The organism is Natrarchaeobius halalkaliphilus (assembly GCF_003841485.1).
Lineage (GTDB): Archaea > Halobacteriota > Halobacteria > Halobacteriales > Natrialbaceae > Natrarchaeobius > Natrarchaeobius halalkaliphilus.
The window spans coordinates 268,561-283,786 of sequence record NZ_REFY01000002.1 but is presented as its reverse complement, the minus strand read 5'-3'; the positions used below and the strand labels follow the sequence as shown (position 1 = coordinate 283,786).

Here is a 15,226-nt window from a genome sequence, read left to right as displayed (position 1 = left end):
TCGATATATAACTCGTGAATATGAGAAGCACAACATCGAGACGGCTTTCCGTGGTACCGATCACCGTGAACCGCCGACACGTCCTCGGTGCGCTCGGCACGGCCACCTCGCTCGGAACCCTCGCGTACGCGACGCGAGATCCCGTCGACACCCTCGAGATTCGACTCTGGCTCTCGGAGCGGGCAGCGACGTACGGGACCGCTCGACGGCGAGTGCTCGAGTATCTGGGACGACTCCTCGACTTCGAGTTCTGGACGGTCGACGTATCGCTCGGCGGGACGATTTCGGTTTCCACCGAGGACGGTGCTCTCGTCACGAGTAGCGGCGAATGGCCGCTTGCCGTCACGTCCGGGACGGTCGGACCGGGCGACATCGAGCCCGCATCAGACGTCAATCTACTGGTGACGGACGGACAGATGCGGCGTGCGCCCACGGGGTACGGACTTCCGCACGTCGCGTCGGTCGGCGGTGCTCGCTATCTCGATTCGCTCGAGCCGTTCGACGACCTCGTCGGAACGGGAGCGGACGGTGACGTCGAGCGCTCGATCGTTCCCGTCAGAACGCCCACTCGGACGATGCAGGTGCTGCTCCACGAGATCGGTCACGCACTGGGGCTCCATCACGACCATGGCGTCGCGTTTCGATACGGCGACGCGGTCGTCGCGACGCCGATGATCAGCACCTACGCTTTCGATCCGACGTACGACGTCGATCGTTCTCGCTGCGGAACGGGTTTCGCGACTCTCGACGACCACGAACGTCGGCTCAGTCTCGCCTTCTCACGGTGTGCGCGCCGGGAGCTTCGGACCTATACCGGCGGAATCGGACCGCGCCGAACGATCGGGGAGTGACCGGATTCGTTCGCTTCACGGCGGTCAGACCCGGACGCACAGTGGTGCCATCACCGACGACGAAGACGCCGAACGACGAGTAGATAGGAGAGATCCCCAGCCCCACCCAGAGGCAGTAGATCGCTCTACTCGTCTTCGGTTTCGTCGTTTTCTTCCCCGCGGACGAAACTCGCCTGTGCGTCGGCACTCGAGGGTGCATCCGCTGCGCTCGGTCCCTCGATCAGCGCCTCGAAATCGTCCGCCTCATCGTACTGATCCTGGTAGATGAGGGCTGCTTTTCCTTGCGTGGAGATCTCGTACAGACCGGATCGCTCCGCGGGCCCGATCTTATCGACCAGTCCGTAGTCTTCGAGGACGGGAAGTCTGGTGTTGATGTTCTTGCGGCTTTTTCCGGTGTGGGCCGCGAGGTTAGTCGCGACGTTTCGTCCCTTGTCCTCGAGGGCCTCGAGGATCAAGAAGTCAGTTGGTTGACGTAGCTTCACTCTCGTTCACTCTCGTACGAACACTATATTTCCAGTGGTAACTAATACTTTCGACTTTTCTTCACTGTTCAACCCGTTCGCCGTGAAAAGTATTACCCGAAGTAATTAGTCGTGTCTGTCTCATGTGCTGTGTCTGCGAACGCGAATCGCCGGTCGGTCGACTGGAATGCAACGGATATAGTACGTGGGGATTCTACGACCACCGTCAACCGTGAACGTCGTTATCTGTGGACCGCCGGGAACCGGGAAAACCACGACCACGACGGAGCTCGGTCGCCGTCTCGAGAAAGACGGAACTCCCGTGCGGAACTATCACTCCGACGACTTCTCGAGGCGGACCTACGACAGACTGTACGAGCAGGTTCGGAACGCGCCGGATGAGGGATTTTGTCTGATCGACGGAACCTTCTACCGGCGCGAGTGGCACACCCTGTTTCGAACCCTCGAGCCCGTTCGATTCGTTCGGCTCACTGCTAGCCTCGAGACCTGCCTCGAGCGCAATCGACACCGCGACGACGCGATCGACGAGCAGGGCGTCCAGGTCGTTTACCGCGAGTTCGAGCCGCCGGAGGCCGATCTCGTTATCGACACCGACGAACGAACCCCTCGGGAGACGGTCGATCGAATCACGTCTCGGCTACGAATCTGGCAGGAATCTCCACGTCTCGCCCCGTGACACCTCTCTCGAGCGTAACGGTGGTCGTCCACCGGCCGACCCGGGTTCGAACGGGGACCGACGTTCGGGCCGAAGTGAAGCCCTTATGTGCGGGGCGACGACACTGCGACGTAATGATTCCCGGGGCGAGCGAGTACGGCGTCGATATCGCGGTCGACGAGGCGGACGTCGAAGCGTTGTGCTCGATCGAACCCGCTGACGTCGAAGCACCTGCCGCGTTGACGTTCGCACGAAACGTCTTCGTTCCCCTGACTACCGCGTGTCGGTACACCTGTACCTACTGCACCTACTTCGACCCGCCGGGGCAGGCGTCGCTCCTCTCGCTCGAGGAAGTCCGAAAAATCTGCCGACGGGGTGCTGACGCCGGCTGTACGGAGGCGTTGTTCACCTTCGGTGACGACCCGGACGACCGCTACACCGACATCTACGACCAGCTCGTGACGTGGGGCCACGACTCGATCCACTCGTACCTACGGGAGGCCTGCGAGGTCGCCCTGGCGGAGGGGCTGCTCCCCCACGCCAATCCCGGCGACCAGACCCGAGAGCAGATGGCCGAAGTCGCGGACGTCAACGCCAGCATGGGGGTGATGCTCGAGTCGACTGCGACGGTCGACGCCCACGCCGGTCCCCGCAGGAAGGAACCGGGCCAGCGCCTGCAAACCATCCGGACCGCGGGCGAACTCGACGTGGCGTTCACGACCGGTATCCTCGTCGGGATCGGGGAGACCTGGCGCGACCGGGCCGAGAGCCTGCTCGCTATCACCGAGTTACACGAGCGCTACGATCACGTCCAGGAGGTCATCGTCCAGCCGGTGGTGAACAACGAGCGCTGGTCCGAAGGCTCGCCCGATACGGAGACCATGCGTCGCGTGACGGCGATGGCCCGCGTCGCCCTTCCCGAGGAGGTCTCCGTACAGGTGCCGCCGAACCTCGCGCCCGCTCGAGAACTGATCGACTGCGGCGTCGACGATCTGGGCGGCGTCTCGCCGGTCACCGACGACCACATCAACCCCGAGTACGCCTGGCCCGCCCTGCGCGAACTCGAGGAGATCGCCGCCTCGTCGGACCTGCCCCTGCGCGAGCGGCTTCCCGTCTACGAGCGGTTCTTCCCGCCCGCCCTGCGTCCCGACGGCTTCGACGACGTTGCGGCAAGCGGGCGCGAGTGGATCTCGCCGCCGATCCGCGAGGCGCTCTCGGCCGACGACGACGCGGGGGAGCGGTACCGGCGCGTACTCGAGTCGTCCGAAAACCGGACATTTTCGTGACTACAGGGGGAACGATCAGCCAGGTCCGCGAGGCCGAGGTCTCGCCGGGTCACGGGAACCGACGATTCTCGAAGGGCGTGAACTCGAGCGGTTCACAGACAGCTTCTCCGAGTGCGTGTTGGACACGCGAAAAAACAGCCGAGGTCATCAAGGACTGGCGTGCTGACACGAGATCGAGGAGGCGTTTTCGAAGAACGCTTACTCCCGCTCGCCGGCACCCAGCGCGCTCTCGCCTACCTTCTCGAGGCTTTCGAGAACCTCCCTGTCTCCCATGTACGGACGGAGCGCCTCGGGAATCGTCACCGTGCCGTCCTCGTTCTGGTAGTACTCGAGAATCGCGACCATCACCCTGGGGAGTGCGAGTCCGGAGGCGTTCAGGGTGTGGAGGTACTCGGCCGATTCGTGGCGCTCGGGTCGATAGCGCAGGCCGGCGCGACGAGCCTGAAACGCCTCGAAGTTCGAGGCGCTCGAGACCTCGAGCCAGCGGCCGCCCTCCTCGGGGCCGTCCTCGAAGTCGTCGCCGGGGGCCCAGACCTCGATATCGTAGGTCTTGGCCGAGGCGAAGGTGAGATCGCCAGTGCAGAGTTCGAGAATGCGGTAGGGAAGTCCGAGTCGCTGGAGAATGTCCTCGGCCTCGTCGAGCAGTCCCTCGAGTCGGTCGTAGCTCTCTTCGGGTTCGACGAAGTTCACCAGTTCGACCTTGTTGAACTGGTGGACGCGTACGATTCCCCGCGTTTCGGTACCGTGTTCGCCGGCTTCGCGACGGAAGTTCGGGGTGTAGGCCTGGTGTTTGAGCGGGAGATCGTCCCCGAGCAGGATCTCGTTTGCGTACATGTTGGTGACGGGGACCTCCGCGGTCGGACAGAGCCAGAGATCTTCGTCGTCGTAGGCCTCGTCGTTGTCCCCGCCGAGCCGGTAGGCGTCGTCAGCGAACTTGGGGAGCTGACCGGTCCCTCGCATCGACGCGCTCTTGACGGGAACCGGCGGAAAGAGGTCGACGTACCCCTGCTCGCGATGGACGTCCATCATGAACTGGATCAGGGCGTGCTCGAGTCGCGCACCGTCCCCTTTCAGGAAATAAAAGCCAGATCCGGTCGTCTTTGCGGCGCGTTCTTCGTCGATGATATCCATCTCCGCACCGAGTTCGTAGTGAGGTGTCACGTCGGTCGGGAGATCACGGAGATCGTCGAACCCCCAGCGCCGGTCCTCGACGTTGTGGCGCTCGTCGAGTCCCAGCGGGACGCTCTCGTGTGGCACCTGGGGAATCTCGAGCATCCGGTCGTCGAGTTCGGATCGAAGCTCGTCGGCCTCGGTTTCGACGCCCTCGATTTCACCTTTGAGCTCCGTCGATCGGTCGATAGCCTCCTCTCGCTGTTCGTCTTTTCCCTCAGCGACCAGTTGGCCGATCTGCTGGGTGATCTCGTTGCGTTCGTGACGCAGTTCGTCGCCGCGAGCTTTCAGCTCCCGCCATCGTTCGTCGATCTCTATGATCTCGTCGAGGTCGACGTCCGCCCCCCGGTTCTCGAGGGCGTCGCGCACCTCGTCGGGGTTCTCTCGCAGGTGGGTCCGGTCGAGCATTGGCCGTGGATTCTTTGTGCCCGGGCAAAACCGTGTCGGATACTGTCGAAGAGCGATGCGTCGGCCGGGGTCGTTCGGGTGGGTCGGTTCCACGAGCCGGCGGGAAACGCTTTTTTCGACGGGAATCCCTCTTTCGACGTATGGATCCGCTCGAGGGTGAAGCGTCGTCGACGTCGGTCGAGTACGAGCCGATCAGTGTCAAGGACGTACTCATCGAGATGAAAGACACTGCGGAGCTGTTGATCGACCTCTCGTATTCGGCAGTGTTGCACCGTAACGAGGACCTGGCGCGGGAAGTGCTCCGCCTGGAAGAGCGAATGAACGTCCTCGAACTCAAAGCCCGAATGAGTCTGCTGATGGCCGCACGGAACCCCGACGATGCCGAACGGCTCGCACCCGTTCTGGGAATCGTCGCCGCAACGGACGATATCAGCGACGCCGCGGGCGATATCGCGAAGGTCGTTCTGGAGGAGATGGGACTCCCCGAAGCGATGCGGGCGGCGCTCCCCGAGGCCACGGAAACGCTCGTTCGCGGCGTCGTCGACCCCGACTCGCCCTACGCCGGTCGCACGCTCGCGGATATCGATCTCGAGTCCGAAACCGGCGTCCGCGTAATCGCGCTTCGGCGCGGCGACGACTGGTTGCTCAATCCCGGCCCGGACACGGTAATCGCGACCGACGACGTGGCGCTGCTTCGTGGCCCCGATACCGTAATCGGTGACGTCTTCGAAACGCTGACCGGGACGGCGCACGAGTTCCCCTCGGTCGATTCTCCCGGTATTCCGGACCTCGAGCGGGCCGTGGACACGATCGTCCACATGAAAAACCTCTCGGAGCTCGCGGTCGATCTGGCCTACAGCAGCATCCTCTTCGACAGTGCGGCGCTCGCTGAAGAGGTGCGTAACCTCGAGGTCGAGGTCGACGCCATGCAGTCGCGATTCGAGGCGTGGACGCTTCGGGCGGCCGCCGACGCGGAGGATCCGGTCGTTCTTCGCGGACTGATCCGACTGGGTACGAGTACGGAAGTGATCAGCGACGCCGCGATCGACATCAGTGAAGGGGTGCTTCGGGACTTCGACGTTCACCCGGTCGTCCAGCTCGCGGTTCAAGAGAGCGACGAGATCATCACGCGCGTCGAGATCGAGGCCGGCAGTGATCTGGACGGGACTACGGTGGCGGCCGGCGTTCCGGACACGGAGTCGACCATGTCGGTGATCGCGATTCGTCGGCCCGAGGAGGGCTGGATACTGGTTGCCGACTCGAACACCGAACTCCGGGCCGGGGACGTCCTCATCTCGAAGGGGACTCGAACGGCTGCGGAGAGGTTCGAAGCGCTCTCGCGGGTGTAAGGCGGGGTTACCGCCAGATCGGTCGGTTGTACGAGCACCCTCTCACTCGAGTTCGTTCATCGAGCCACGATCGTCTCAATATGGAGGACTTACCGCCGTCGAACGACCACTAGCAGTCTTATACTTTTGTTTCTCGTCGGTGGTCGCTCGCTATGGACTCGGATCGGCCGACGGCGTTGGTGCTCGATGGGGACTACGATACGTCCCTCGTCATCGCGAGGGAGCTGACGGAGGACCTCGAGGCGACGATCGTCGGGATCGGAACGACGCGACAGAGCAGGCTGTTGCGCTCGACGTACTGCGATTACGCCGCCGTCGTTCCGCCGCCGGAGGAGTCGACGTACGCGGACGCGTTGCTCGCGGTAATCACCGAATCCCGTCCGGACATCGTGCTTCCGGTGGGCTACGAGTCGGCGTCGAGTCTGGATGCGATCAGATCCGACGTACCGGCGGGCGTCTCGGTGTGTCTGCCGCCGTCGGAGTCGTTTCGGACCGCGGCCGACAAGCGCGCGACCCTCGAGACCGGCCACAAACTCGGGATCGACACGCCGACCGAGTACACGGCTCTGGTTTCGGACCTCGATGCCGACGGACGACCGTCCGTCTCGGATCGGCTCCCGTTTCCCGTGTTTCTCAAGGCGCGAACCGAAAACGGAGCGGCGACGACCGCGCCGGTAGACGATGCTGCGGACTTCTGGTCGACGTACGACCGGATTCGTGCGAGCGCACCCGAGAACGAGGTGCTCATTCAGGAGTACGTCGACGGATCACGGTCGACGTACGGCTGTGGCGTGCTGTGTTTCGACAACGACGTCGAACTCGTCTGTACGCACGAAGAGCTTCGATCCGTTCCGCGCCACGGCGGAAGTGGAACCCACCTCCAGTTGCTGGACGAACCCCGCTTCGAGCGGGATGCGATCCGGCTGCTTCGGAAGATCGGCTGGCACGGCATTGCCCTCGTCGAATTCAAGCGTCGATCCGACGGGACGTTCGTCCTGATGGAGATCAATCCGAAGTTCTGGGCGTCTTACGCGCTCGCGAGCCGGTTCGGCTACCGGTTCGCGTCGACGATCGTGGCGGAGCACCTCGGACTCGAGGCCCGGTCGCTCACCGAGACACCAGAAACGAGCGGCGAGATGGTGTTCCCGCTCCGGGAACTGAAGTATCACCTCGAGAACCTCGATGAGGCGTCGCTTTCGAAGTACGTAAAAACCGTCTTCGGACCCGACGCGGCGTGGGACGTCGATCCGCGCGATCTCGGGGCCTGGCTTACCCCGCCGCCGGACGTCGCACAGAAGGTGACGAGCCGGCGCTCGTCCGAGAACGGAATCGGGACGACAGCCACACAGAACTCGAACGGGGAATCACAGTCGAAATCCTCCTCGAGGGGGGAAACGTATGGATAAGACCGACGCACCGATGGCCACGACCGGAGGCGACAGCGAAGCCGAGACGAGACCGATGACCACCCCTCTCGAACGCGACCAGCAGTCGACCCTTCGTCTCTGTACCGACGTCCTGTCGTACGCGAGCGAGCGCGACTACACCGGCTGGGATTACGCTGACGGCCTCAGCAGCGCCTATCTCGATCGCCTCCCCGTCGAGAGCAAACTCGTCAACCTCGGCGTCCAGGAGGTCATCAAACGAGCGCCGATCAACCTCCGACCGATCTTCGCCGTCGAGCAGCGACGCAACTACAAGGGAGCCGCGTTGTTCGCGCTTGCCAACCTCGACGTCTACGAACTCACGGGCGAGAAGCGCTACGCCCGAGAGGCCCGCTCGCTCCTCGAGTGGTTGCTCGAGACCCAGAACGAGTGGTGTACCGGCTTCGGCGGCGGCGGTCACCGCCACCCGCTGCAGGATCTCTCAAGCGACGGTGCCTCGACGCCGGGAGAGGTGTCGGGCGTCGTCTCGACGTCGTACGCCGTGAGAGCCCTGTTGTGCGGAGCGAACGCGCTGGCGGAACCGCGGTACGCCGACGTTGCACGGACCGCGAGCCAGTTCGTCTTCGAGGACCTCGCGTACACCGAGATCGACGAGGGTGCTCGCATCAACTACACCGCTTCGAGAGGTGGATCGTCCGAACGCGATTCCTATACGCTCAACGCGAACGCTCTCGGAGCCAGGTTACTGCTCGATCTCTACGACGACTCCGGCGAACGACGGCTGCTCGAGGCGGCGACCGCTATCCTCGATTACGTGACGAGCAAACAGACCGCGCTGGGCGGCTGGATGTACACGGATCCGCCGACGGCGTCGCATCTCTCGATGGATAACTTCCACAACGGCTTCATCGTCGAGTCGCTGGTTCGACATCACGACGTAACGGACGAGGACCGTTACGACGCGACGCTCGAGCGCGCCCTCGAGTTCTACCGCCACCGGCTGTTCGACGACGACGGCGCGCCGAGGTGGGACGAATCGAGTTCGTATCCGCGGGATATCCACGCGGCTGCACAGGGCATCGTCGTCTTCTCGGAACTGGACGATATCGCTTTCGCCCGCCGGATCATCGACTGGACGCGAGACGCCCTCTACGCGGGCGACGGGCAGTTTTACTACCAGCAGCGGCGGTGGTACACGAAGCGGTTCACGCTGATGCGGTGGTGTCAGGCCTGGATGGCCTACGCACTCTCGAGGCATCTCTGGCGTATCCGACTGCGAGGATGAAAAGCGGTGGACGAACGGATGAGAAAACGGTGGGCAACGGTCGTGTAGGAGGACGGTAACTCAGGAAGCGGATTCGTAATTATGTACGTCGTCGTCGAACCCACCCCCATAGATGGGCCACGACGTCCGACACGTAGAGAGTATCGAAGCGGTCAACCGGAACCAGTGGAACAACGTCGTCGATCAGTCCGATCTCAGTTGTGTCACGCACCGCTACGAGTGGCTCCGAGCGATCGAATCGGGCCTCGAGTACGAGCCGCGGCACCTGATCGTCTCGAAGGGCGGGAATCCGATCGCCGTCTTTCCGAACTTCGTCACCGAACTCGGACGAATCAATCGACTGAGTTCGATCAGACCGGGCTACGGCGGTCCAGTCACCATGACCGACGAGGAGACGGCACTCGAATTACTGCTCGATTCCGTCGGAGAGCTCTGTACGGGACGGATCCTGTTCAACGAGATTCGGACGTACGATCAGAACTACGTCCGGTATCACGACCTCCTCGAGCAGCGGGGCTACCGGCCGACGATCCTCTCGTGTCGGTTCACGCTGGATCTCTCCCGCGGATGGGACGACCTGTTCGAGGGGATGGACGGCAAGCGGAGACGAGGAATCCGACGCGGACACGACTACGACTTCGACGTCGTCGAAGAGGAGCTGACCGAACGGACGCTATCCGTGTTTTACACCGACTACGCGGCGGTAGCCGATCGAGTCGGACTGCCGAAACAGCCCCGCTCGTTCTTCGGTGAGCTACGCGCGTTCGACGAGCGGATCGCGCTGTTCTCGCTGCGTGTCGACGGCGAACGACAGGGAATGTACATGTATCTACTCGACGACGAACAGTCCGCACTCCAGCACCTCTTTACCGCCGTCACGGAGGATCACTTCGAGTATCACGCGCCGGAACTGCTCCACGAGCACGCGATCAGGTGGGGAATCGAGGAAGGATACGAGACGTACGAGCTTCGAGGCTCACCGCCGGACTTCAGAAACGGCGTCTTCCGGTTCAAGGAGTACTTCGGCGCGGAGACGATCCCGCTGCTCGTCTACGAGCGTGGCTATCCGTCTCCCGCGTTGCCGGTGCTCAACGCGGGACGGACGCTTTCGCGTCGACTCGAGTCGTGACCCGTCGGTCACTCACTCGCGAGTGACGACGCGTGTCATCCTATCCCCGACGGGGCGATCGGTGAGACGATCGCCCGTGCGGTGAACGAGAGGTTTCGTCTGGCACGGTTCAACGCCCATCGCTTCCAGCGCTCACCGTAGGGTACGAACTGTCGGACGTCGTGTCGGGTGGCGAGGTCGCGCTGGGCCGTCGGACGAACGCCCATCAGCATCTGAATCTCGAAATCGGTGCCGTGACGATCGCTCAGCGTCACCGCGCGTGCGATCATTTCGGGATCGTGCGTTGCCACGGCGATTCCGTCGTCCATGCAGTCGAACGCGTCCTCGAGCAGTGCCCGGTAGGCGCGGTCGCGTCGGTCCGGGTCGGTGTAGGCGATCGGAGACGGTCGATCGTACGCCCCACCTTTGACCAGGCGAACGGCGAGAGGATCGCCGGCGAGCCGCTCGAGATCCGCTCGAGTCCGTTTCAGATCGGCCTGCAGGCAGACGCCCACACCGCCATCGTGTTCACGGGCGAGGTCGACGCTCGCCTCGAGCGTCGGATCGACCGTCCAGTGTTCTTCCATGTCGAGCCAGACGAAGACCGACCGATCGACGGCGCGATCGACGATCTCAGAGAGGGAGTCCCGAAAGAGTGAACGATCGATCTCGAGGCCGAGCTGCGTCGGTTTGACCGATATCGCCGGATCGTCCGCGACGCGCTCGAGGTCACGGAGAAGCTCGCGGTACTCCGCGGTATCGTGTCGAACGCTCTCGCGGTCGTCGTGGTGCGATCCGAGTCGGTTGAGCATCGTGTCCAGGCCCGCCGCGTTCCGGCGGCGAGCGTACTCGAGCGCTTCGGTTGGCGTTTCACCGGCGATAAAGCGGCCCGCGACGGGAGGTATCATATCGCTGCCTCCGACCGGCGCGGTGTTAGTTACGCCGTGGTTTCGCTCCGTCCGGAGCGTGTCTATCCCGTCGTAGACTGGTGGAGATCTCCGGCAGAGCAGCGTTAGGAGCCAAGAACCGCGATCGAGACGCCGATAAATATCACCATGCCGAACACGTCCACGACGTTCGTGACGATCGGGATCGTGGTGTCGTCGGGATCGATCCCCAACCGATAGGAACCGTACGTCGCTGCGAAGCTAAAAACGACGGCGATCACGGCGACGGACATTCCGCTGGTCAGCGAGATCAGTAACAACGTCGACAGCGGGAGCGTCGATCCGATGGCGAATCCAAGCAGGTACGCACCGATTCCGAGGGCGGTGAAAATCGTCGCAGCGAGTGCCAGAACCGCGCCCACGTTGGCCCACAGGACGCGGTCGGTCGGGTCGAGTTCGGTCGTCCCCAGGTGAAATCGCGTCGACAGCCGCGAACTCAAGATCGCCCCGAGGTTTCCGCCCATGTCGACCATCGTCGGCACCATCACCGCGAGGATAACGTACCGGTCGAGCCACTCTTCGGCGCTCTCGAGGGTGATTCCGGCCCAGAGTACGATGATAGAGAGGATAACCAGCAACGGAAACATGTTTCGGACGATCCGTTTCCAGTTCCAGCTTCCGAGCGACGCGGTCGCGCTCGGAACGACCATCAGACGATCACCTCGACGATGGCGATCGAAAACAGCATGAAGAGCATTCCGAAGATGTCACCGAGCGTCGTGACGATCGGGCCAACCAGATTATCCGGATCGTACCCTCGAGTGTATCCCGCGAAGATCAACGCGAGAAGACCGAAGATGAGTATTACCGACGTCAACACGCCGGCGATCAGCATGATTCCAACGAGTTCGTACAGCGCTGCGGGTTCCCAGCCGAGGAGCAACAGCGCGCTCCAGGTCACGACGCCGATGACGATCGAGATTCCGATCCCGTTGACGAACGACGCGAGGACGGCGTTGACGAGACGGTCGTCCCAGGAAAAGCGCGGCTCGATCAGCCCCTGGTGGAGCCCGCTCGAGATCCGCCCGCCGAGTGCGCCATAGACGTTCCCGCGCGTCGCAAGGAACACCGGCACCATGACGAGAAGCCCGGGAAACCGCTCGACGCTCTCGATGATTCGTTCGAGAACAAGGCCGGCGAAGAGACCGCCGCCGAGTGCGATGAGCAAAATGGGGAGTGCCTCTCGATAGATCGACCAAAATTCACGCCGAACGCTCATATCACTGCATTACCCAGTCGCCTGTTAAGCTTACCGGGGATCGTCTCGCTGGATGGGAACCCGTCGCTATTTGCAACGGCGCTTCGAACGGGGGACTATGCACTTCGATCACGCGGGAATCGCGACCGAAGACGCGCGCGAACTCGCTGAACTGTACGAAACGCTCTTCGGCCTCGAGGCGATCCACGAAGAGGAGTTCGACGGAATGCGGATCGTCTTTCTCGAGTGCGACGGCGGCTATTTCGAACTTCTCGAGCCGCTCGAGGAGGGGCCGATCGCCAAGTACATAGAGACCAACGGGCCGGGGATTCACCACGTGGCGTTCGCGACCGAGGATATCGCCGGCGCACTCGAGTCCGTCCGGGAACACGACGTCCGGGTTCTCGACGAGCGGCCCCGGCCGGGCGCGTGGGGACATACGGTCGCGTTCCTCCATCCGAGCGATACCGGCGGCGTCCTCTTCGAGTTCGTCGAACACTGACTGCGGGTGTCCGGCGACCACTGACCGGGGGTGCTTGCAGTTCCATGCACAGCAGCAAGTGACGAGACCGTGGTATCCGACCGCACCCGGCCGAACCGGGACACCGATTCATCATGACCACGGACAACGACGACGAACGCGAGCGAACCGAACCGGATCGAACCGGAACAGAGGACGAGTCGACGATCGAGGCCGACGGGAGGAGTGACGGGGCCGGCGGAACGGACGAGACGACGGAAACCGAACCGGCCGACTCGAGGGGGACTCGAGCGGACGGCTCCGGCTCGGATGGGAACTCAGGAACCGGAACGAGCGACGATCACGGAGACGAGATCGACGACGAGAGCAAGCGGCGCCAACTGGACGACGTCCGGGAGAGTCCCGACGGGGAGTTCCTGACGTCGGATCACGGCGTCCGCATCTCCGAGACGGATAACTCCCTGAAGGCGGGCCAGCGCGGGCCGACGATCATGGAGGATTTCCACTTCCGGGAGAAGATGACTCAGTTCGACCACGAGTCGATCCCGGAACGGGTCGTCCACGCCCGCGGGACCGGCGCGCACGGCTACTTCCAGCCGTACGAGGATCCCGATCTCGAGGGATACGACGACGTTTCGGAGCTGACGAAGGCGACGCCGTTTCAGGATCCGGAGCAGAAAACGCCCGTATTCGTCCGGTTTTCGACGGTGGTCGGCTCCCGCGGATCGGCGGACACCGTTCGCGACGTCAGGGGATTCGCCACGAAGTTCTACACCGAAGACGGAAACTGGGATCTCGTCGGCAACAACATCCCGATCTTTTTCATCCAGGACGCGATGGAGTTCCCCGACCTGGTCCACGCGATCAAACCCGAGCCCGACGACGGAATCCCCCAGGCGTCGGCGGCCCACGACACCTTCTGGGACTTCGCGTCGCTCAAACCCGAGATCACCCACATGATCATGTGGATCCTGTCCGGCCGCGCGCTCCCGCGAGCCTACCGGATGATGCAGGGGTTCGGCGTCCACACCTTCCGACTCGTCGACGAGGAGGGGGACTCGAGGTTCGTAAAGTTTCACTGGACGCCGAAGTACGGGACTAACCAGCTCGTCTGGGACGAGACGCAGAAGATCGCGGGCAAAAACCCTGATTTCAACCGTCAGGACCTCTACGACGTCATCGAGGCGGGCCACGAACCCGAGTGGGAACTCGGCGTCCAGATCGTCGAAACGGACGACGCAGACCGTTTCGAGTTCGATCTCCTCGATCCGACGAAGATCATCCCCGAGACGGAGGTTCCCGTCCAGCCGCTCGGACGGATGGTCCTGAACGAGACGCCGGACAACTTCTTTGCGGAGACCGAACAGGTCGCGTTCCACCCCGGAAACGTGATTCCGGGTATCGACTTCACGAACGATCCGCTTCTGCAGGGACGGCTCTTTTCCTATCAGGACACCCAGTTGAATCGTTTTAACAGCGCCAACTGGGACGAGATTCCGATCAACAGGCCGCTCGCACCCCGTCACAACAACCAGCGCGCCGGCTTCATGCGCCAGGAGATCAACGCCGGCACGGCCTCGTACAAACCGAATTCGATCGGAGACGAGTATCCCGAGGAGGCCTCCGCGGAGGACGGCGGGTACGAACACTACGCGGAGAAGATCGACGGGAGAAAGATCCGCGACAGAAGCGAGAGTTTCGAGACGCACTTCGATCAGGCACGGCTGTTCTGGAACAGCATGAGCGAACCGGAGCAACAGAACATCGTCGACGCGGCCCACTTCGAACTGGGAAAGGTCGATCGGATGGAGATCCGCGAACGAATGGTGTACGACCTCTTCAACAACGTCGATCACGACTTCGCCGTCCGCGTCGCGGAGGGTATCGGCGTCGAACCACCCGAGTCACCGGGCGAGGAGATGCCGACGCATGATGACGCCGATCCGTCACTGAGCATGGCGAACCGGACACCGGAGACGATCGAAACCCGGAAAATCGCCGTTCTCGTCGACGACGGGGTCGACGGTGATCAGGTCTCGGAGATCCGATCGACGCTCGAGGACGAGGGCGCACGAGTCGAAATCGTCTCGGAGACGCTCGGAGAGAAAGACGGGACGGGTGGCGACGATGCGGAGGGCGGCGAAATCGAAGCGGACAAAAGCCACGTCACGACCGGCTCGATCCTCTTCGATGCGGTCGTCGTTCCCGGCGGCGAAGGCAGCGTCGACGCGCTTCTCGAGCAGGGAGACGCAAAGCAGTTCGTCTCGGAAGCGTTCAAACATTACAAGCCGATCGCCGCCCTCGGCCGAGGAACCGAGCTGCTCTCTGCGCTCGATCTGCCGGACGTCGAGACCGCAGCCGACGGCGAGCTGGTGACCGATTCCGGCGTGGTCACCTGCCGATCCGAGGAAACGTCGGCGTTTCTCGAGGCGGTCATCGATTCGATCGCAGCCCACCGCCACTGGGATCGGGAACCGAGCGAGGTTTCCGCCTGATTGCGCCCGAAGCCGGCGTCGACGCCGCCCTCTCCCAGTGGTCGATCCGAACGGCCATCGCTCGGACCGGTCCACCGGGAGATCGGTTCGCCTCACACCATCGCCCGCCCGGATAGCCAGAGTGTT

The 15,226-nt window shown here is 63.0% G+C and carries 14 protein-coding genes; 9 read left to right on the top strand and 5 right to left on the bottom strand.

The genetic code is table 11. The features are described from left to right. The first annotated feature begins 50 nt into the window (after positions 1-50). Positions 51-851 carry a peptidase M10A and M12B matrixin and adamalysin gene (locus EA462_RS04890; RefSeq protein WP_394341815.1) on the top strand — a complete coding sequence of 267 codons (801 nt, stop codon included), beginning with the start codon at positions 51-53 and terminating at the stop codon, positions 849-851. A 125-nt stretch (positions 852-976) separates the two neighbouring features. Here EA462_RS04890 and EA462_RS04885 read toward each other — a convergent pair whose 3' ends face one another. Continuing rightward, the gene (locus tag EA462_RS04885) at positions 977-1,333 is read right to left on the bottom strand and encodes a winged helix-turn-helix domain-containing protein (protein WP_124177455.1); all 357 of its coding nucleotides are present in this window, start codon (positions 1,331-1,333) and stop codon (positions 977-979) included. A gap of 211 nt (positions 1,334-1,544) precedes the next feature. Here EA462_RS04885 and EA462_RS04880 point away from each other — a divergent pair, with 211 nt between their 5' ends. Together EA462_RS04880 and cofG are read left to right on the top strand one after the other, a co-directional pair. Then, positions 1,545-2,009, top strand: coding sequence for an AAA family ATPase (locus EA462_RS04880; protein ID WP_124177454.1), 465 nt, complete (start codon positions 1,545-1,547; stop codon positions 2,007-2,009). 113 nt (positions 2,010-2,122) lie between these two features. Continuing rightward, positions 2,123-3,274: a 7,8-didemethyl-8-hydroxy-5-deazariboflavin synthase subunit CofG gene (gene cofG, locus EA462_RS04875; protein ID WP_124177453.1), complete on the top strand. Its 1,152-nt coding sequence runs from the start codon at positions 2,123-2,125 to the stop codon at positions 3,272-3,274. 198 nt (positions 3,275-3,472) lie between these two features. On the opposite strand, the gene serS is transcribed toward cofG, so the two are convergent. After that, a complete protein-coding gene (gene serS, locus EA462_RS04870; protein ID WP_124177452.1) occupies positions 3,473-4,852 on the bottom strand; it encodes a serine--tRNA ligase in 1,380 nt (459 codons plus the stop codon). A gap of 140 nt (positions 4,853-4,992) precedes the next feature. On the opposite strand from serS, the gene EA462_RS04865 reads away from it, so the two are divergent. The 4 genes from EA462_RS04865 to EA462_RS04850 all read left to right on the top strand — a co-directional run bounded on the left by EA462_RS04865 (position 4,993) and on the right by EA462_RS04850 (position 10,000). Then, positions 4,993-6,201, top strand: a complete 1,209-nt coding sequence (locus tag EA462_RS04865) for a potassium channel family protein (protein WP_124177451.1) — start codon at positions 4,993-4,995, stop codon at positions 6,199-6,201. 152 nt (positions 6,202-6,353) lie between these two features. Then, complete coding sequence (locus EA462_RS04860) at positions 6,354-7,607, top strand: carboxylate--amine ligase (protein WP_124177450.1); 1,254 nt, start codon at positions 6,354-6,356, stop codon at positions 7,605-7,607. After that, positions 7,600-8,871 (top strand): antibiotic ABC transporter permease, encoded by a 1,272-nt coding sequence (locus EA462_RS04855; protein ID WP_243641364.1) that lies wholly within the window; start codon positions 7,600-7,602, stop codon positions 8,869-8,871. Before EA462_RS04860 ends, EA462_RS04855 begins: the two co-directional genes overlap by 8 nt. A 112-nt stretch (positions 8,872-8,983) precedes the next feature. Then, positions 8,984-10,000: a GNAT family N-acetyltransferase gene (locus EA462_RS04850; protein ID WP_124177449.1), complete on the top strand. Its 1,017-nt coding sequence runs from the start codon at positions 8,984-8,986 to the stop codon at positions 9,998-10,000. Positions 10,001-10,035: 35 nt separating this feature from the next. Here the strand turns inward: EA462_RS04850 and EA462_RS04845 are convergent, their stop codons facing one another. The 3 genes from EA462_RS04845 to EA462_RS04835 all read right to left on the bottom strand — a co-directional run bounded on the left by EA462_RS04845 (position 10,036) and on the right by EA462_RS04835 (position 12,145). After that, on the bottom strand, positions 10,036-10,887 hold the full coding sequence (locus EA462_RS04845; protein WP_124177448.1) for a proline dehydrogenase family protein: 852 nt from the start codon (positions 10,885-10,887) through the stop codon (positions 10,036-10,038). A 104-nt stretch (positions 10,888-10,991) separates the two neighbouring features. After that, entirely contained in the window at positions 10,992-11,576 is a 585-nt protein-coding gene (locus tag EA462_RS04840) for a magnesium transporter (protein WP_124177447.1), read from the bottom strand. Continuing rightward, positions 11,576-12,145 carry a magnesium transporter gene (locus tag EA462_RS04835; RefSeq protein ID WP_124177446.1) on the bottom strand — a complete coding sequence of 190 codons (570 nt, stop codon included), beginning with the start codon at positions 12,143-12,145 and terminating at the stop codon, positions 11,576-11,578. Before EA462_RS04835 ends, EA462_RS04840 begins: the two co-directional genes overlap by 1 nt. Positions 12,146-12,242: 97 nt before the next feature. Here EA462_RS04835 and mce point away from each other — a divergent pair, with 97 nt between their 5' ends. Together mce and EA462_RS04825 are read left to right on the top strand one after the other, a co-directional pair. Continuing rightward, positions 12,243-12,626 (top strand): methylmalonyl-CoA epimerase, encoded by a 384-nt coding sequence (gene mce / locus EA462_RS04830; RefSeq protein WP_124177445.1) that lies wholly within the window; start codon positions 12,243-12,245, stop codon positions 12,624-12,626. 113 nt (positions 12,627-12,739) lie between these two features. Then, positions 12,740-15,100: a catalase gene (locus EA462_RS04825; RefSeq protein WP_124177444.1), complete on the top strand. Its 2,361-nt coding sequence runs from the start codon at positions 12,740-12,742 to the stop codon at positions 15,098-15,100. Positions 15,101-15,226 lie beyond the last annotated feature (126 nt).